We start from the raw sequence: 20,546 nt of genomic DNA on the forward strand, positions 1-20,546 counted from the left end.
AACTAAGGTACTCAGCCATTTAAAGATCAATGAAACAACAACTTGAGCAAGATATTTATTGGATGCAACGTGCACTGGAACTCGCAAAACAAGGCCAAGCTCAAGGTGAAGTGCCTGTGGGCGCTGTTTTAATTCAAGAAGATACTGAACTTGCTGCTGAGTACAATACGCCTATCTCCCACAATGACCCGACTTGCCATGCTGAAATGAATGTTATTCGAAAAGCAGCGACTCGACTTCAAAATTATCGATTATTAGACACCACACTCTATGTCACTTTAGAGCCTTGCTGCATGTGCGCTGGCGCCATTATTCAAGCACGTATTAAGCGAGTTGTTTTTGGGGCTTTTGATTTGAAAGCCGGTGCAAGCGGAAGTGTGATTAATATTTTATCTATGCCACAGCTGAACCACCACCCTGAAATTGTAGGGGGAATTCTTAAAGAATCATGTGGTTCCTTATTAACTGAATTTTTTAAAAAGAAGCGTTTGAAGAGGATTGAAAGATGTTGCGACTGATAGGTCTAGAAAGTGAAAATCTCTATTTAAACAAAACTATTCTGGAGTCAAAGCAAATATGCCCTCAGATAACAACACTTGATATATATCCAGAGTATTATTTGCTAAGTGAAGATCTTACAGATAATGATCTTGCAAAAGTATTAGATATTTTAAAGGCAGTAAAAGCGGATGCTGCAAAAATAAAACCCTCCCATAAAACATTTTGGGTTGTTCCTAGAATGGGCACCTACTCATCTTGGGGCAGTAAAGCTCTTGATATTTTGCATTTGTCAGGGCTATCGCAAGTTGCGCGTATTGAGAAAGGTTTAGCCTATTATTTTAGCTTTGAAGCTGGATTTTCACCGGATGAAATTGTTATTGCACAATTGAAGAAAATCTTGCACGACAGAATGGTTGAATCTTTTATTGATAAAGCATCTGCATTGAATGATATATTTTCTACACCTGCACAATTGATGCATGAAGAAATTGATATTAAAAGCCAAGGGATTACTGCACTACAAACTTGCAACAAACAATTAGGATTAGCATTATCTAACGTGGAAATTGATTTCTTATATCAATCCTTTACAAATCTGGATAGAAATCCAACAGATGCAGAATTAATGATGTTTTCACAAATTAATTCTGAGCATTGTCGACATAAAGTCTTCAATGCAAAATGGACTATCAATGGTGATGAAAAGCCGCTTGGTTTATTCCAAATGATTAAGAATACCTATCGTGCTTCTCCCGATGGGGTTTTGTCTGCCTATAAAGATAATGCTTCTGTCATTGAAAGTTTTGCATCGCGCTCTTTTAAAAGAGACAGCAATGGAGAATATTATTTTTCTACTGAGAAAGCAGATATATTGATGAAGGTGGAAACCCATAACCATCCAACGGCGATTGAGCCTTTTGCGGGTAGTGGAACAGGACAAGGCGGCGAAATCAGAGATGAAGGTGCCACAGGTCGAGGTAGTGAACCTAAAGTAGGTTTAACAGGGTTTACTGTCTCTAATCTACATATACCTGGTTATAAAATGCCTTGGGAATTAAATTATCATGTGCCCAATCGTATTCAAGATGCTTTACAGATCATGTTAAAAGCACCTATAGGGGGAGCTGCTTTCAATAATGAATTTGGTCGCCCTAATATTTGTGGCTATTTCAGAACTTATGAGCAAGCCATTGTTGACGATAAAGAGCGATATTATGCCTTTGGCTATCATAAGCCTGTCATGATAGCGGGTGGTATGGGATGTATTTACTCAGATAATATTAAAAAATTAGCATTAAAAAATGGTGATTTGATTATTGTATTGGGTGGCCCCGCCATGAAAATTGGTATTGGTGGTGGGTCAGCATCTTCCATGGGACAAGGGCAAAGTGATGAGCAGCTTGATTTTGCATCTGTACAAAGGCAAAACCCAGAAATGCAACGCAGGGCACAAGAGGTCATTAGTACTTGTACAATGATGTCACACAATATTATTAAGAGTATTCATGATGTTGGGGCAGGGGGTGTTGCCAATGCGATTTCTGAATTGGTGCATGAAAGTGGATTGGGCGTTTCATTAAAGTTAGAGAAAATGCCTGTCGCAGATGTAAGTATGAGCCCACTTGAAATTATGTGTAATGAATCGCAAGAACGCTATATTATTGGCATTGATCCAAGCGAGCTTGAGGCCTTTCATGCCATTGCAAAAAGAGAGCGTTGTCCTTATCAAGTAGTCGGTGTGGCAACAGATGAACCTATTATTGCAGCGAAAAGATCAGATGCAGAAGTATCACCTGTTCATTTACCAACCAGTATTTTGTTTGCTGATCCACCACAACTTGAAAAAACCTTAGAAAGACAGCCAGTTGCTTATCCACCTGTGGATACAAGTGTGATTGAACTCAAAGAGGGTTTAGAGCGTGTCTTGATGGCACCCACGGTTGCAGATAAAAGCTTTTTAATTACCATTGGCGATAGAACTGTGACAGGTTTGGTTGCGCAAGACCAAATGGTAGGGCCATGGCAAGTGCCTGTTGCAGATTGTGGCGTGAGTGCTTCTTGTTATACCACACTGACAGGTGAGGCAATGGCAATGGGTGAGCGCCCAATGTTTTCCTCTATTAATGCTAAAGCAATGGCCAGAATGAGTGTTGCTGAAGCGGTGCTCAATAGCTTAGCGGCAGATATCCATGCACTTTCAGATATCAAATTATCTTGTAATTGGATGGCAGATGCTCAAATGTCGCAACAAGCCATAGATTTGTATGATGCGGTAGAAGCTGTTGGTATGAGCTTTTGCCCCCAGTTGGGTATTGCGGTTCCAGTTGGTAAGGATTCTATGTCCATGCAAACTTCTTGGCAACAAGCAGATAAAACACACCAAGTTGTTTCCCCTGTTACTTTGGTCGTTTCTGCATTTGCGCCCGTTGCAGACATTAGCAAAACAATAACACCTTTATTGGATGCAAGCGAAGCCTCAAGACTTTTGATGATTGATCTGTCTAATAGTCATCAGCGTATGGGAGGCAGTATTTTTGCACAAGTCACCAATCAGATAGGGCATGAATGTCCAGATATTGAGGCAGACACCCTAAAACGATTTTTTCATGCTTTAAGGCAACTCAAAGACCAAGAGATGATTATCGCTTATCACGATAAAAGCGATGGTGGGCTATGGGCTTGTGTCTGTGAAATGGCTTTTGCATCCCATCTGGGCTTAGATATTGATCTTTCAAATTATGCAGTGGATGAAAAAAGTTATATTCAGGCCTTGCTGAATGAAGAGGCGGGTGTTGTGATTCAGATTAAAGAACAACATTACGATGCGGTGTTGGCCGTATTTGCGAACATGCAGTTAGCGTCTCATGTTTATAATATTGCAAGCATTAATCAATGCGATGAACTGAACATAAAATATCAGCAAAAAGTGATTTATAGTGCGAAGCGCAGTGATTTGCAAAGCTCGTGGTCAAGCGTGAGCTTCAAAATACAGGCATTAAGAGATAATCCAGCATTAGCAGAACAATCCTATGAGCGTATCAAGAATAATTCAGACAAAGGTATGCACAGTGTTGCAACACCCATGTTTAATTTATTGCCGCCAACAACAACGCGTAAAGCCAAAGTAGCTATTTTAAGGGAGCAAGGTATTAACGGGCATCGTGAAATGGCAGCTGCTTTTACTTTAGCGGGTTTTGATGCTTACGATATTACTATGCAAGATCTCTTAAAAGGTGCAACCTTAGATGCATTTAATGTATTAGCCGTTTGTGGTGGATTTTCCTATGGCGATGTTTTGGGTGCAGGTAAGGGTTGGTCTAACTCAATCATGCATGTTCAAAAATTAAATGATGTCTTTTCTAGATTCTTCCAAAGAAAAGACACGCTTACCCTTGGCGTGTGCAATGGCTGTCAAATGCTTTCTAACCTTAAAGATTTAATTCCAGGCGCAGAGCATTGGCCATCCTTTACACGTAACCAATCTAGACAATTCGAAGCCAGATTAAGTATGGTTGAAGTGATAGATTCACCTTCTATTTTATTACAAGGTATGACTGGATTGAGAGTGCCGATTGCTGTAGCGCATGGTGAAGGGCAGGCGGTTTTTAGCGATAAGTGTCAAGAAAATCAGTGTCAGGATGCAAAACTAGCAACTTTACGTTATATTGATAATCAGGGGCAGTATACAAATGATTACCCATTTAATCCTAATGGTTCTTCCTCTGGGTTAACAGGCTTAACAACACAAGATGGTAGAGTAACCATCATGATGCCACATCCTGAAAGAGTCATTAAAACATGGCAGTTGTCTTGGTACCCTAAAGCATGGGACAGCATCAGCGAAGAAAGATTTACGCCATGGATGCAAATGTTTTACAACGCAAGGGAATGGTTAAAAACACTGTGTTAAAATACATCAATAAAATTGATAAAAAGACCGGGCAAGAGTGGATAGAAACCGCCTTAAGAGGCAAGCCTGTCCTCACAACTCCTTTGCTCAATAAAGATACAGCTTTTTCAGACCAAGAGCGTAAAGAGCTTGGTCTTTTAGGCAAACTGCCAAATTGTATTGAAACCTTAGCGCAGCAAGTCGCACGTATTAGCCTACAATACCAACGCTACTCGAGTAATCTGCAAAAATTTATTTATTTAAGTGGTTTGCATGATAGTAACGAGGTGCTGTTTTATCGATTTTTGCTAGATAATTTGGCAGAGGCATTACCCATCATTTACACACCGAATGTTGGCACAGCCGTTAAAGAATATAGTCATGAGTTTCGCCAACCGCGTGGTTTATACATCAGCTATCCACATATTGATGAGATTGATGATGTATTAGAGCATCGTACACATCCTGATGTTGATGTGATTGTTGCAACGGATGGTGAGGGTGTGCTTGGTATTGGTGATCAAGGGATTGGGGCGATGGATATTTCGATTGCTAAACTTGTGGTTTACAGTTTATGCGGTATTAATCCTTATCGCACACTGCCCATTATGTTAGATGTGGGTACAGACAACCAGCAATTATTAGACGATCCCATGTACATTGGGTGGCGTAGTAAACGTATTCGTGGTGATAAATACCATGCCTTCATTGAAAAATTCGTGCAGGCTGTGCATCGCAAACTGCCAAACGTATTTTTACATTGGGAAGATTTTGGTAGAGAAAATGCACGTAGTATCTTAGACAGATATAAAGACTATCACTGTATGTTCAATGATGACATGCAGGGCACAGGTGTTATATCGTTGGCTGCCATCATAGCAGCTATTGGTGCGACCTCTGTTCCTATTCAGAATCATAAGATTATTATTTTTGGTGCGGGTACTGCGGGTGTTGGTATTGCCGATCAATTGTATGATGCTATGTTACGTTATGGGATGGATCCACAAGATGCAAGAAAAAGATTTTGGTTAATGGATAGACCAGGTGTCTTGCTAGAAGATACCCCGGGTTTAATGGAGCATCAACGTAAATATGCAAGAAGCAAAGAAGAAGCTAAATATTACCCACCAGGACATGATTTATTAACGGTTGTTCAGCAGGCCAAGCCAACCATCTTGATTGGCACATCGACTGTTCGTGGTGCTTTCACAGAAGAGGTAATTCGTACTATTGCTAAACATGTTGCACAGCCTATTATTTTTCCACTTTCAAATCCAAATGATAATTGTGAGGCGAATCCAGAAAACGTATTGAAGTGGACAGAAGGAAGAGCCTTGATTGCAACAGGCAGCCCTTTTGATCCTGTTATGCTTGGCGATCGAAAGTACGTGATTGCACAATGCAATAATGCGTTAGCATTCCCTGGCATTGGGCTTGGTGTGATTGTGTCTCGTGCAAAAGCAGTGACAGATAATATGCTTTGGGCAGCGGTGCAAGCCATCTGTGAGCGATCACCGGCACAAAAAGATCCAAGAGAGCCTCTATTACCAAGTGTTGTGGATATCACAAGCTTGGCTTCCCATATCGCAGTGAGAGTTGCAGAACAAGCCATTCGAGATGGCGTTTCTGATCTCAAAGCTGAGCAATCTATTGAAAATTTGGTGCGTGCTGGTACGTGGGAGCCGTATTATCGGACGATTAAAGCAGTATAATCTTATGCAATCCTTATGATTTTATTCGGGACGGCACAACGGCGATCCCCTACGAAGATTTATCTGTTATCACAATGTTTATCTCCATAATATGATCTGCTGTAGGGGACGGCCGTTGTGCCGTCCCACCTAAATGGGCGTTAAACCCCACAAGTCATTTTCTTTAAGACATCATCTTTATTCACAAAATGATGATATAAAGCTGCAAGTGTGTGCCCAGCAACTAGACCGATAACTGCATAAGAACTAAAAACATGCGTCTTATAAAAAATACCGCCAAGTGCTTCATTTTTAGCAAGTAACATAGGTAATTCAAACCAACCAAATACAGAAACTGGGCGTCCTGACAACATAGACATGCAGATACCAGAAATAGGCATTACTAACATACTCAGGTAAAGTAAAATATGCATGATCTTAGCAAGAATAACTTGAATTTTAGGCATCGGTGGCAAAGAGGGGCGTGTTCCCACATGGCGCCACATCAACATAAATAAACCTAACGCTAAAACACAAACACCAAAAGACTTATGCAATAAAATGTATTGTAATTTTTCAGGAGAATCTTTGGGAAAATATTCTCTGCGATAGACTAAAAAATATTGGATCACATAAAGCACAAAAATCGTCCAATGTAATAATTTCGAGAGTGAGCCAAATCTTTTCTCATTATTCATTAATTGCATTTTAGTTTCCTTTGTAACTAATCTTTAAGAATTATTATTTTATTCTGTACATAATATGATAAAGCATATTGTGAGGCGTTTGTTTTGGTTTAGTATTATATCTGAAAGTTTATAAACAATAAGCCATTTCTCTGTACTAATTTATTGTTTGTAAACTAAATCATCTAGAAGCTATTATTTGAGCTGTTTATTAGCATTCTTTTTGATTTTAGGCGTAACATGTATGGCTTCAACAATAGGATTAGATGCATTATTCTCTTTGTCTCGTACATAAAAACCAGCATTGGTGCTTGGTTTTTGCATAGCTTGTGTAATGAGATCTCGGTGGGGGGGAGAAGCGTCTTGAGGAGCAAGTAAAGAGGTCTTGAAAGGAATGCCAAGTAATTGATGTACTAGAATTTCATTTAAATGGCAAAAATTATTCACATCAATATTCAAATTAAAAAAGCCTCGCTTAGATTGTTGTGACATCACATTTAATTGCTGGTTTTGCATTTGTAATGATTGTAGCTGTGCACCTATTTTCTTTTTGAAATCAGGACTAAGGCATGCTTTGGTTTTGAGATCAGCTTGTAATTTTTCAATATTTGAAACCACTGCATCAATTGCATCATAATTTTTGAGTGTGAGTGCGCCATCTCGACCACATAGTTTTCCCATGATATCAAAAGATACAAGCAAATATTGCATAACGATTAATTGTGTTTCTTTTTCTAAAGGTTGAGCTGTATTCAGTAAATTAGGTTTATCCAATGCAGAGGTGTGACTAAGTTTATCAATAGAGTCAAGCTTAAGTGCCCAAGGTAAGCCTTGACAAAATTGAGCATTCAATGCTTTGGCAGAAAAATTTCCCAAAGCAGATTGCTTTTCTTGTGATAAAGATAAAAATATTTGACTGGGTTCAACAAATTCAGGGTCATAAGGAGTTACCCAGTATTCTTTATCTGCCATCATTGCTGCAAAATTTCCAGAAACAATTGTTTGATCATTACTAAAAATAGAGGGCGTCTTTCCTGAGAGAACAATATTCAAAAGATTAACGAAAGATGAGCTTTCTTCATATTCAATGACTGAGTCTGGTGCGGATTCAATTTTGTCTAACAGATGATTTTCAAACTGAATGGCACTGTTATAGCATGCTCTCTTAAGTGAAAATACCTCGTACCATTTTGGGTGATTTTCAACGATACTTAAAAAATGAGAGGATTGTTCAAGCTGTGAATGAAAATTTTTGAGCATAGTGTTTGTGATATTTTCAGGTAATTCTTGCATGGCTTGATCGTAAGCTTCAAAAACAATTTTGTATACATTATTGGGATCGATGGTTTCTCCTGTTTCATATATTTGAATTTCATTCATGTGATCAAGCAATTCAAAAATCTCAGTGATATCAGGTATCAATGAGGTTTTCTGTATTGAAAAGATAATATGATTTTTGATGAAGTTTAAAATTTCTTCTTGAGCAGGGACATCTATTAAATGATAACCCCATTCTCTATTGGCACATATTTTTAAATAATGATTCAATTCCGTGATGCTATTGAAGGCTGCTAATGATTTAGCTTTGGGTAAATTTTTAGGTTTGATAACATTGGATTGCTCGAGTATGGCTTGTTGCAATGCAGTGTCATTTACAGCAATTGTAAGTGTGGTTGGAGAAACAGCACAAGCTCCTTGATAGCAATCAAAGAGCACACTGTCTGCGAAGGCTTCAAAATCAGATAAGGGTGAGATAGATTGATTCGTTCTGCGAACGGTTGCTTGCGAATCAATGAATTGATTCGTGCTTCGTCCTATCAGTAAATATTTTGAGAGTAAATCAGAATTCATACCTTCTTGTGCTTTGACAAAACGGTCGATAAAAATATCTGTTGAGGGAGCAGCGTTATGTTCAGACTTTAGCTTTGTAAAATATTTTTTCCTGTATTGAAATAAATAGGCATACTGTTCTCTCTCGGCATTGTTTTCTACAAATCTAGGAATGCTACTATAGCCTTGTGCATAAAAAATATCTTCAAACGCATAATAGCGATGTTGCGCATAGGCATCGTTTAACATTTGATTGTAAAAGTCATATATTCTCCTGCACTCGCTCACTTTTTCTCTTTCAACCATTTCTCCTTCTTTATATTGGTTCATAACCAGCGTTGCAAGTAATGCATAAATTTTATTGCTGATTTGCTCGTTTCTATTAAAATGAAGCGATTGTGGCTGAGCATAAATGCCTTTTTCTATATTTTTTTTATCAATTTTATTTCCTGCAGCGGATAACTCACTGATAGACATTTGAATGAGTTCATTTGTATGCGCGGCTTCAATCATTTCAATAAGCTGTGTGCTGAGTATGTTTTTCTCTTCTTCACTCAACGTGCCATTTGCGACCTGTTCAATTTTTTGCAATAAAGAATTGTATTCGCTGAGTGACGAAATATTGATTGTCTGAGTGGGTATCTCCTTTGTTTGGGAAGGAGATAGCTTTTTTCTAAAAATGATTTCTTTGGCGGTGTGCACATCGATGCCTTTAGATGCTGCTTCATCAAGAAAACTAAGTGCCGCATGTAGAGGATTACTGAGATCATTGTTTGGCATTTGGAAATATATTTCATTTGCATGATGAATCCAAGACAGAAATTCATTATATATATCGTCTCTCTCTTGTTTGCTGCTTTTTTGTAATTTATATATTTGCGTGAAAATCATTCTGCTAAAATCTTGAGGTAAGATGCTTAATTCCGTTGTAAGCGACAGATCTTTAATTGTATTGGAAAAAGAAGCGATTCTTTCAGTATGCTTTTTTTCAATGAGATCTTGGATAGCATGAATAGACGCTTGGTGTCGTTCTAATGTTAACTTTGATAATATATCGTTCAATTGTGTTAAGGTATAGCTTTCATATTCGTCAAAGCGAACAGTTTGGTTTTCAGTATCATTGAGTAAACAATATTGAATAAAGAGGAGGGCATTTTCAATATCGTCTGGATGACTGCAATGCTTCAATCCATCGACGCCCATTTGTAATATTTCTTTTTCTGAAAAATCAGCAAGCATCCCCAAACTAAGCATTTTATAGAAGTGCGCATCTTGTTCAGTACCACGTTTATTAAAGAGAATGCCTAATTTTAATTGTTGTGCAAAAGCACCTTTTGCACTTGGATTGTCTTTGAGAGATTGTGTGAGTACATTTGCTTGTTTGAGAGTGGATTGAATTTTTTGTTTCTCAAAAAATGGTTTGAGTGCGCTCAGTGCTTCGGACTCTAATTGATTACTTAATATTTCTTCAATAATATCGAGTGAATCAGTATATTGCTCTTTTATTTTTTTATAAAGAAGCGCAGTCTTAAGGTTAAGTGATTGAATTTGTTTTAGTTTTTGTGGGTCATGGGTATGTCCAAAGGAAATTTGTATTTTTGATAATGTTTGTAGCATCGCAGCATATTGTTTAAACATATTGTTTATATTTTCTAATTCTGTACCAAAATGCTCGCTTGAGAATTTTGGTTTATGTAATAACCATTTATTGTATTCTTCTTGTGCAGTGTTAGCCTGATATTTTAAACTTGTATTTTCTTGATTTTCAGGCATATTTGCTTCTAGGGCTAAACGTTGTGCATTGATTCGCAGCTCTTCACATCGTTTCTCGAATTGCGTGCAGATACTTTGAACATGTTGAGGATCATTGAGTTGTGATAAAGCATTTATCTCCTCATCAAGTACTTTATTGTTTCTCAAGATAAAGAGTTGAGCTTGTACTTTTTGCAAAGATTGTAAGTTGATAATGGTGCTTTCAAGATTTTTAATTGTACTAGAAACAATTGCGCTTTGTTCAGGTATGATATGAATGGCATTTTGCCAGGCGATATCAATGGAGGATAAAAAATAAGTATTTTCACTAATAATGTCGGGAAAATCAAGCAACACTTCCTTTATGTGAAGATATGCTAATAAACCCTTGTTATCTGTATTTGAAAATTGAATCGCTAAACTGGTTAATGCTGCAATTTCTTCTAAAGAGAGAGTCTCTCTCTCTTCCTCATGTGCCTTCAATGCGGCTAAAACTTCATCGATGCTTATGTCTTTGAATTGATTTTGAAGAATTTGTCTGAATTTTTCTAGCGTTGCGTTATGATTTGCAGAAATACCATTATGCTCTGCATTGATATAGTGCTGATAGATTTTTAATTTTTCATAAAATGAAATATGTGCCTTGACAATTTCTAAGATACTTTTTTCTAAAGCTTTGTTATATTCTGTGGTATCTTGATTGGGTGCTTGGCTATGGGCTTGTTCTGTATACGTGGTTTGTTTTTCTAGCTCTGTTGTAAAATCAATGGATGATAATCCATCGTCGACATCTTCTTCTAATAGCTCAACAGATGATTGGCTTTCAGATTGCAGCTGATAAGAATCCTGTATTTCTTGCAGATGTTCGATTGCAAGCTGTAAATGTGCCATGGCATATCTATAATCATCGTAAGTGTTCAGCTGTCCTTCTAATACCTCAGTAGTTAATGATTCAATTAACAGTAAATAGTCATCGCGTTGTGTATATTCAGTGCTTTCACTTAGAATGCTTTGAGCGTTTTTGAAGCTTTCATCAGAGACATGTTCTAATTGCGCTGATAGGTAGTCACGTGTTTGTATCAGTTGTGTGATATAGGATTGCTTATCTGTTGTAGATAATAGTTCTGATGCTGAATCCTCTAATACTAAATCATTTTCAGGGGGCAGGAGTGTGAACGCTTCCGTATCTTCTACAGCTTCTCTTTGGCGCTGCTTTCGGTGTGTGGTGGCGGCTCCAATCTTTCCTTGTAATTCTTTGGATATATTTGTTTTATGATATTTGCCTTTTAGTTTGTTTCGGCGATTTTGAGAGGCTGCCATAGTATACCTTTTAGTTTATATACACAATTCGTTCTTTCCTTATTTACTTAGTCCCTGAAGCGCTATAAAAAGTTTAATCTTTAGTGAATATCTTTTTTTCACCGTTTTTTACTGATCACAATAAGAGTATATGGCCTTATAAATGGATGTGTGTCAACAACATAACTTGTTTTTTGTTTTATAGATGTGTTCAAATAAATTAAAGTAGTTTCATTTAGGTTATTTGATGCTTTTTATGAAAAAGGGGCAGCAACAAACATTCAGATTAGGAGGCATTTGGAAGCGAGGGGTAGAACGTCTTAAAAGGATGATTCTAGGACTGAATAAAAATGAATTGCCTATACAGGGTCGAAGTGATGTGTTACGGGTGAAAGCAATGGCTGATACAGACGATACTTTAACTTATATGAGAGAATGGTTCAGTGCAGTTGATTCGCTACAATCACTCGTATTAACTTTAAAACAAAATTATGATTCTACAAACACAAAAAATATTAATTTAGATTTATTAACCATCCATACTTACTTATATCATATTGATAGGTTACTTGTGACAATAAGAGAGCAGCTTTATAGCTATCAGTATCGCGTGAATGAATTTACAGAGTTGAAACGTTCATTGAATGAAGTTTCCTTTTTACAAGCAAAGAAATCTGCTCAACAATGCTATATAACAATTTTGGGAATCACTCAAATCTTAAAATCTATGAAGATTGAAAAACTAAAAAACCATCAAGGCTTCATTGGATCTGTTCATAATTTAGAGTTAGATGCTTCTGCGCTCATTAGTGCGATTCGCAGTTTAAATCAATATTCTTGTCAGCAAGAAACAATACGCCAACTTGAAAATTTGGAAAGAAGTTTGATGGAGAGTTTCATAAACACTAAACCTCAGTCGCAGCTTGAAATGTTGCATTACAGTGAGCAATTGGGCTTAGAGGTGGTAATTGGCTCAAAGGGAAGTTTTTTAAAAGATCAGTCTAGCACTATTAAAGATGCCAATCATAAAGCCTTTATTTTAAGATTAATTTCTATCTTTGAAGCTTTAAAAAGATGCTATGTTGTTGCTCGAAAATCTACCATTAATGATACATTGGATGGAATGTCACAAAATTTAGAAAAACTCATCAGCATTTTTTCGAAAGAGACCATTGCTGAGTCAGAAGTGGTTGTACAGTTACAGGATTTTTATAATGCCATTGAATCTATCCGTTTTAGTACGAACCGGGATTCTCGTTGCTCTCAGAATCTTTTTGAAAAGGCCAAAGCAGCAAGGCATGAGATGCGTGAAGTGTGTACTCACGATGAGTATGGCTTAGTTTTTTTAAAGATGATTACCTTTAAACGAATTGACTGCTTAAAATATAAGATTAAATAATAATAATGCCTGCGGCTACATTTCTTGCTTCTGAGCTTAAAATTAAGAAAGTATAAGCTGCCCTCAATGAATCCATCACCTCAACCCCAATCTGTTTTTCATATAAAACACTCAAGAGTCTTGGAGAAGGTTGTATTAAAGATTTTCCTGTACCCAATAAAAATATATCCGGTGGGTTATTCAAGAGTGCATCAAAGTGGGATACATCCAAGGCATCCAGAGAGGCAACCGGCCATGGTGACTCTAAAGCGTCAGGTCTTATCAACACGCTGTGGTAGTAAGGCTGATTGTTTATCCATATTTCACCAGGTTGATATTTGTCGATGTGGAATAGTGCAGAGTTGTCATCTTGTTGTATTATCATATAGTCTTCGTCTTTTAACAGCGCAAAGTCTGCGCCTAAAGACTATCATTATACTTGGAATATACTGTAACAGGAACGTTTATGTATGAAACCACTTAGCCGTATCGAAAAGCTGCCCACCTATGTATTTACCAAAGTAGACCAACTAAAATCCGAATATCTTCAGCGTGGCATTGATATCATTGATATGAGCATGGGAAACCCGGATGGACATACCCCGGCGCCCATTGTGGAGGCATTGATTCAGGCGGCGAAGTTGCCGCAAACACACCGTTATGTTAAACCACCCAAGGGTATTGAGTCTTTTCGCAGTGCGGTTGCAAGCTGGTATGAAAAAAATTATAGCGTTGGTCTTGATGTGGATTCTGAAATTGTGGCAACGATTGGCGCCAAAGAAGGCATCTCTCATCTCGCTTTAGCAATATCAGAAGCGCATGATTGTGTTTTAGTACCCAGTCCTTCTTATCCTATTCATACCTATGCTTTTTTAATTGCAGGGGCACAAGTAGATACTTTCTCAGTGCAGTCAGAACAAAAAATGTTGGTTGAGATAAAGCAAAAGCTAGAATCAAATAAGCAGATCAAAGCGATTATGCTAAATTTTCCTGCAAATCCCACGGGGCATTGCGTTGAGATTGGATTTTTTGAAGAAATCATTGCTTTAGCAAAACACTATCAAACGTGGATTATTCATGATTTTGCCTATGCGGATTTGTGTTTTGATGGCTATTGTGCGCCTTCTATATTACAGGTTAAAGGTGCCAAGGATGTGGCGGTTGAAATTTGCTCTCTATCAAAGTCTTATAATATGCCAGGCTGGCGTGTAGGTTATATGGCAGGTAATGTGAACTTAATATCCGCTTTAACAAAAATTAAATCTTATTATGATTATGGGATATTTGCGCCGATTCAAATTGCCGCAGTAGAAGCACTTTTGCATGGTGATGAATATAGACAATCCATTTGTGATATATATCAACAGCGAAGAGATGTTTTGTGTGCTGGGCTACAAAATATCGGTTGGCCTGTGCAGGCGCCAAAAGCAACGATGTTTGTATGGGCACCCATTCCAGAAAGGTTTAGCCATTTGGATTCTTTGGAATTTACCAAAGTTCTTTTAGACAAAGCGCATATGGTTGTTGCACCTGGCATTGGGTTTGGTGAGGCTGGCGATCATGCGGTACGTTTTGCGCTCATTGAAAGTCCACAACGCATGGTGGAAGCTATCAATAGGCTTGAAGCATTCATTCGCAGCACGCGTGCCGTCGATTTTAAGGAGAAGCGAATTGGAGCCGGTTAATATCGCCATTCTCGGTCTAGGAACGGTTGGTTCGGGGACTTATAGAGTGTTGCAACGCAATCATAATGAAATTAGTCGTCGTGCGGGGCGGGATTTAAAGGTATATGGTGCCGCTGTACAGCATTTAAATAAAAAGCGTGATTGTGATATCTCTCATCTAAAATTGACCACCGATCCCTTTTCATTGGTGGAAGATCCTGAGGTGGATATTGTTGTTGAACTGATTGGCGGGTGCACGCTTGCCAAAGCGCTCATTCTAAAAGCAATAGAGTATAAAAAACATATTGTAACAGCCAATAAAGCACTGATTGCAGAACATGGTAATGAAATATTTTCCTTAGCAGAAGCCCAAGGTGTTACCGTTGCTTTTGAAGGTGCTGTAGCGGGTGGTATCCCGATTATTAAAACAATTAGAGAAGGTTTAGGTGCAAATCGAATTAATTGGCTGGCAGGTATTATTAATGGCACTTGTAATTACATTTTAACGCAGATGCGAGATCAAAAATGGAATTTTAATACTGCATTGCAGTCAGCACAAGAGAAGGGATATGCAGAATCTGATCCTTCCTTTGATATAGAAGGTATGGATGCGGCACATAAACTAGCGATTTTAGCCTCTATTGCATTTGGTATACCCCTGCAATACTCAAAAGTGATACGCGAGGGTATTTGTAATCTAGATCCAATAGATATTTATTATGCAAGTCAGTTGGGATATGACATAAAACATTTAGGTCTTGCCAAAAGAACAGACGCTGGTGTTGAGCTTCGCGTGCATCCTACTTTGCTTCCCAAAAATTGTTTATTAGCACAAGTAAATGGTGTGATGAATGCCGTGGCCATTCATGCAAATGCGGTCGGCCCTACACTTTATTATGGCGCGGGTGCGGGCGGAGATGCAACAGCTTCTAGTGTGATTGCTGATTTGGTAGATGTTATTCGTAATATGAATATTCCTGCGCACATGAAGGTTCCTTATTTAGCATTTCAGACAAAACTATTAGAAAATTTAGTCATTATGCCTAAAGAGGATATCTTCAGTGCTTATTATTTGCGCTTGTCTGCAAAGGATGAGCCAGGTATTCTCGCCAAGGTAACGCAGGCGCTTGGTAAGCGACATATTAGTATTAAAACCATTATGCAACAGCCTGCAGAATTTTCTCATGATAAAGTGCCTGTGATTATCATTACACATCCAGTCAAAGAAGGCTTGTTAAGAGCTGCGCTTGATGAAATTAGAGTCTGTGGTGGTATAGATAATAATATTGTTACTTTAAGACTAGAAAATTTAATATTAGATTAATTATCAGAACACAAATTATTATTACGGAATGATGCACATGAATTATTCTCTGATTGAGAAATATTTTCAGTATTTGCCGATTAAACATGAGAAAAATATTGTCAGTCTCGTAGAGGGAAACACCCCTTTAGTCGAGCTAACGAGCTTGATGTCTTTATTTAATAATCAATATAGAGTCTTTGCTAAAATTGAAGGCTTCAATCCTACAGGATCTTTTAAAGACAGAGGGATGACAGTGGCGATTAGCCAAGCAAAGGAGGTGGGCGCAAAAGCAATTATATGTGCTTCCACAGGTAATACCTCTGCTTCAGCTGCAGCTTATGCCGCAAAAGCAAAGATGAAAGCCTTTGTTTTGCTCCCTTCCGGTAAAATTGCGCATGGTAAATTAGCACAAGCCATTATGTATGGGGCAGAGATTATTCAAATTGAAGGTAACTTTGATGATGCAATGACATTGGTGAAAGCGCTGAGCCAGAAATTGCCTATTGCACTTGTAAATTCTGTAAATCCTCATAGACTTGCAGGACAAAAGACCGCAGCTTTTGAAATTATAGAAACATTAGCAGAGGCGCCTGATTATCATGCCTTGCCAGTGGGGAATGCTGGCAACATTTCGGCGTATTGGATGGGGTATAAAGAATTTTTTTGTCTCAAAAAATCAAAAAAATTACCTAAAATGTTAGGCTATCAAGCAGAAGGTGCTGCACCCTTTATCCATAATAAACCGATTGCAACGCCAGAGACGCTTGCAACTGCGATTCGAATTGGTAATCCGCAATCATGGGAGTTAGCGCAACAGGCTGCTATTGGTTCTGCAGGTTGGTTCGCGAGTATCAGTGATGAAGAAATTCTCACTGCACAAAGATTGCTTGCACGGGTAGAAGGTATATTCTGTGAGCCTGCCAGCGCCATTTCTATTGCTGGGTTATTTAAAGATATTCATTTGGGCAAAATTGAAAAAGGGAGTACAATCGTTTGCACACTCACAGGTAATGGCTTAAAAGATTCGGATGTTGTCATGAAACATCATCAACATTCAATTGTTACCTTAAATCCACAAGCACATGTTATTCAAAATCATTTAGAAAAAAATATTTAATATTACCAAAATATTTTTATAATGTTGTTTATGTCTAGTCTTTCTTGATTCATTTTCGATCGTAAAATATAACCATAGTGTGGGTACATCTGTCTAACTCGTTGTATTAATTGCAAATAATTAAATGCAACTTTTTCTCAAAAACCACATCGAAACTTTTATAAATCTTTGAAAATAAGTGATAGGAGATGACGTATGGATGATGACAACTTCATAGATCTACTTGCTAAAATAGACAATATAGACAAACTTTATAGTGCTTTAAAAAACAGTAAGCTTGCCCTGAAGAAGAAAACAGATGAAGCCTCCAAAGAGAGTAGTAGCGCTGTAGACGGGGTGAAGAATAAAATAAAAGTGCAAGAGGACGCTGTTGCTGCTGCAAACATTAAAGTAGAAGATTTCATTATACAGCAGCATGTTGATCAAATCGTGGAATCAATTAAAAGAAAATATATGCTTGTAGAAGCTGCACATGGTAGTGACGATTCATCAGCATTACCTGCAGATCATGCAAGACAATATGGTGAATATTACAATGTGGCAAGATATAACGAGTTGCTCAATTACTGCAAACTAGCACATCTATATGAGCATAATGGTATTCCAGAAGAACATGCCTTAAAACTTTCTTTAATGTTTGATAACACTACAGATGCAATAAAGTACATAAAGGAAAAAGGGTCGGTGCATGATGCTTGTCTTTTTACTGTGCCAGATGTGGAAAATTGCACTTTTTCTGAGTGGAAAAAATTGTTTCAAAAAAATAGAAATGACATGCAGTTTTGGGTTTTGTTATCCAGGGCGCCTGATTTAGAACGCATATTAAATCAAAATAAAGCAGCGGAAGGCTTAGATGTAAGAAGTAGAAAGCACTTAAACATGATTAAAGAAATGAAGAAGGAAATCGAAACTAACAATAAAAGATTTAAAGAGTTAGAACGAAAGGATGCGGATATTATTACATATGCTGAAATGCAAGAGCGAAATAATCTAAATGCTGAAGTTCTTCCTGACTTGCTTAGTACGCTCTATAAAATGAGTGGAGGTATACAAATACAAAATGCTGATTTAGCTATTTTAAAAGCCTGCAATGAACACTATTTGAAAGAAAGCCAAGCTTCTTATAAGTATATGCTTGAGCATGGTCTTACAAAAAAAGACTGTGCAAAATTTATTGCGCTTGAGCGTAAAGACAATGATGAGCATATTCCGAATATTCGAATTGATGGTGCTACAATAGGTCATCCTGGCACCTATTTAATGAAGGTTCCCGTGATGGATGAAATGCATGCGGCTCGTGCAGCATGCTTAGGAAAGCTAACAGATTGTTGCCAGTCACTGTCAGGTGAGGCAGGTGAACCCTGCACTATTCATGGACTGACCAGTGAATATGGGGGGTTTTATGTAGTGTGCGAAGGGGATGTGAATAATCCAACAGTACAGGACACATTGTTGGGGCAATCTTGGGCGTGGCGCAGCAAATCGAACGCGATTGTTTTTGATTCAATAGAATTATCCGGCGACAGAAAAGATCCAGAATACCTCAAAAAAATAGATAAATTATCTAAGTTTTATATAACACTTTCAAAAAACCTTGTTGATGGTGAATATACCGATAAAGTAGCTTGTGGCGCTGACTCGGGTATGTCCACTTTTGTTGGCGTTTCTTCACTATTAAATACTAAAGAAGAATTTACTGACTATAACGATTACTGTGATTCAAACAAGCAGTTGCCAATTGTTGAACGAAGCAAGCCGTTTTATTTATATGATTCTGATCAGGATTCTATGACGGCAACGGAACAAGCCATACGCAGCGTGATGGAAAATTCATTTCCGCTGATAGCGTCAGACTTCTTTAAGAGTTTGGTAAATTGGATATTTATTCATAAAAAAGAAGATTTGATTGAGAGAACACTCGAGATTGCTAAAGAATTTAAACGTGAAGATGAATTTGAGTGTATAGACTCGGCTTTTCGTTATCCTCCTGACGATTATTACTCGGTATTAAATAATATTGAGAATAATTGGTTGTGGTCTGACGCAAGATTTGAAAATGGTAACACAGTTTTAATGAATAGCATTTTGATTCGTCTTCAACGTGGGCAAGGCAAAAACGAACTAGAAGAAGTTATTTTGAAATTAATGACGCTTTGTGCTAATACCATTGATTTAAGGAATGGCAATGGAGACACAGCTCTGCATTATGCTGCGCAGTATGATATGAAAGGAGTTGTAGTAGCGTTGCTTGAACAAGGTGCTAATCTTGAAATCAAAAATTACAGTGGCTGTACACCCTTAATGGCAGCAGTTCGTAAAAAAGAAATAAACATTGTTTCAACATTACTCGAGCATAAAGCGGATATTAATGCTAAAGATACCGAAGACTGGACAGCGTTACATATAGCAGCTCAGAATGGAAATATGGAAGTTGTTTTAAAATTGATCGAGAATGACGCTATCATTGACGCAAAAACCAAGAATGGTTCAACACCATTATCTATTGCGATACTATACCGCCATGGGGATATTGCTTTAAAATTGCTTGAAAGTGGTGCAGATGTTAATTGTGACAGTAAATCTGGTATAACGCTTCTAGAAAATGCTATCACCAGAACCCATCCTAATCCTGAGCTCGTTATAGAATTAATTCAGCGTGGCGGTCAGATAGGCGCTAATGTTCATCTTATTAATGATTTGGTAGGACTTTTAGAAGAGAAAGGTCGACGCGAACTTATTCCAGAATTATTTGCAAATATTCGAAATTTCAATGATCTTCTAATCAATGCAATAGATAAAGATTTCACAAATCTTTCATTTGAGTTAATTAATCATAGCTTTGTAAACAGTTTATCTAAATATGGTAGTACCGCATTGATGGCTGCATCAAATAAAGGCTTCCTTGATATTGTTACGGCCTTAGTCACACATAAGGCGAATGTTAATGTTCAAAATGCCTTTGGTAGTACGGCATTGATGGGGGCTGTAGAAAATGAACGTGAAGATATTGTGGGATTTTTAATCAATAACGGCGCAAATGTAAATTTAAAAGATGGGTTTGGTAATACGGCATTAAGGTACGCAATAGAAAAGAAGCATCTAGGAATTGCATGTAAGTTAATTGATGCGGGGGCAAAATTGGATGATGCTGACAATGCTGTCTTAAATCAGACGAGTCCTGAATTTGCTCAGCTGCTCCGAGGTAAATTGTCGCAATCCATTGTGTCAAGTGAGAAATCAGGGAGTGCGCCGCCCGTCACTTTTTCTAGGGAGTCAAAAAGGAAACGAAAGAGAGTGGACGCTGATGCTGATAGAGGTATTAGTGTCGAGGCTAAGCCCCCCTCGAAGAAAGTAAACAGAAATTGATATTGTCACGATACATAACATAGAGCTACATAAGTTATGTGCTGCAAAGCGATATTATTGACAATAA

General features: G+C 37.8%; 11 protein-coding genes. 8 read left to right on the top strand and 3 right to left on the bottom strand.

What is annotated here, in order from left to right:
- Positions 1-29 precede the first annotated feature (29 nt).
- From tadA to CC99x_RS04975, 3 genes are read left to right on the top strand one after another with little or no spacing between them, the layout of a single operon-like run.
- Positions 30-518 carry a tRNA adenosine(34) deaminase TadA gene (tadA, locus tag CC99x_RS04965; protein ID WP_057623074.1) on the top strand — a complete coding sequence of 163 codons (489 nt, stop codon included), beginning with the start codon at positions 30-32 and terminating at the stop codon, positions 516-518.
- A complete protein-coding gene (gene purL / locus CC99x_RS04970; protein ID WP_057623072.1) occupies positions 506-4,411 on the top strand; it encodes a phosphoribosylformylglycinamidine synthase in 3,906 nt (1,301 codons plus the stop codon). Before tadA ends, purL begins: the two co-directional genes overlap by 13 nt.
- Entirely contained in the window at positions 4,360-6,102 is a 1,743-nt protein-coding gene (locus tag CC99x_RS04975; protein WP_158003185.1) for an NAD-dependent malic enzyme, read from the top strand. The genes purL and CC99x_RS04975 overlap by 52 nt, the downstream gene beginning before the upstream one ends.
- A gap of 140 nt (positions 6,103-6,242) precedes the next feature.
- Here the strand turns inward: CC99x_RS04975 and CC99x_RS04980 are convergent, their stop codons facing one another.
- Together CC99x_RS04980 and CC99x_RS04985 are read right to left on the bottom strand one after the other, a co-directional pair.
- The gene (locus tag CC99x_RS04980) at positions 6,243-6,788 is read right to left on the bottom strand and encodes a cytochrome b (protein ID WP_057623070.1); all 546 of its coding nucleotides are present in this window, start codon (positions 6,786-6,788) and stop codon (positions 6,243-6,245) included.
- Between the two features lie 174 nt (positions 6,789-6,962).
- Positions 6,963-11,669 (bottom strand): hypothetical protein, encoded by a 4,707-nt coding sequence (locus CC99x_RS04985; protein ID WP_057623068.1) that lies wholly within the window; start codon positions 11,667-11,669, stop codon positions 6,963-6,965.
- A 226-nt stretch (positions 11,670-11,895) separates the two neighbouring features.
- Here CC99x_RS04985 and CC99x_RS04990 point away from each other — a divergent pair, with 226 nt between their 5' ends.
- A complete protein-coding gene (locus tag CC99x_RS04990; RefSeq protein WP_057623066.1) occupies positions 11,896-13,047 on the top strand; it encodes a hypothetical protein in 1,152 nt (383 codons plus the stop codon).
- On the opposite strand, the gene CC99x_RS04995 is transcribed toward CC99x_RS04990, so the two are convergent.
- Positions 13,040-13,411 (bottom strand): Mth938-like domain-containing protein, encoded by a 372-nt coding sequence (locus CC99x_RS04995; protein WP_057623065.1) that lies wholly within the window; start codon positions 13,409-13,411, stop codon positions 13,040-13,042. The genes CC99x_RS04990 and CC99x_RS04995 overlap by 8 nt on opposite strands.
- A gap of 85 nt (positions 13,412-13,496) precedes the next feature.
- On the opposite strand from CC99x_RS04995, the gene CC99x_RS05000 reads away from it, so the two are divergent.
- The 4 genes from CC99x_RS05000 (at position 13,497) to CC99x_RS05015 (ending at position 20,479) form a co-directional block, all read left to right on the top strand.
- The gene (locus CC99x_RS05000) at positions 13,497-14,711 is read left to right on the top strand and encodes an aminotransferase class I/II-fold pyridoxal phosphate-dependent enzyme (RefSeq protein WP_057623064.1); all 1,215 of its coding nucleotides are present in this window, start codon (positions 13,497-13,499) and stop codon (positions 14,709-14,711) included.
- Entirely contained in the window at positions 14,698-16,014 is a 1,317-nt protein-coding gene (locus tag CC99x_RS05005) for a homoserine dehydrogenase (protein ID WP_259596608.1), read from the top strand. Before CC99x_RS05000 ends, CC99x_RS05005 begins: the two co-directional genes overlap by 14 nt.
- A 37-nt stretch (positions 16,015-16,051) precedes the next feature.
- A complete protein-coding gene (gene thrC / locus CC99x_RS05010) occupies positions 16,052-17,113 on the top strand; it encodes a threonine synthase (RefSeq protein WP_057623060.1) in 1,062 nt (353 codons plus the stop codon).
- A 195-nt stretch (positions 17,114-17,308) separates the two neighbouring features.
- Complete coding sequence (locus CC99x_RS05015) at positions 17,309-20,479, top strand: ankyrin repeat domain-containing protein (protein ID WP_057623058.1); 3,171 nt, start codon at positions 17,309-17,311, stop codon at positions 20,477-20,479.
- Positions 20,480-20,546: the final 67 nt, after the last annotated feature.

This window comes from Candidatus Berkiella cookevillensis, from assembly GCF_001431315.2.
Classification (GTDB): Bacteria; Pseudomonadota; Gammaproteobacteria; order Berkiellales; family Berkiellaceae; genus Berkiella_A; species Berkiella_A cookevillensis.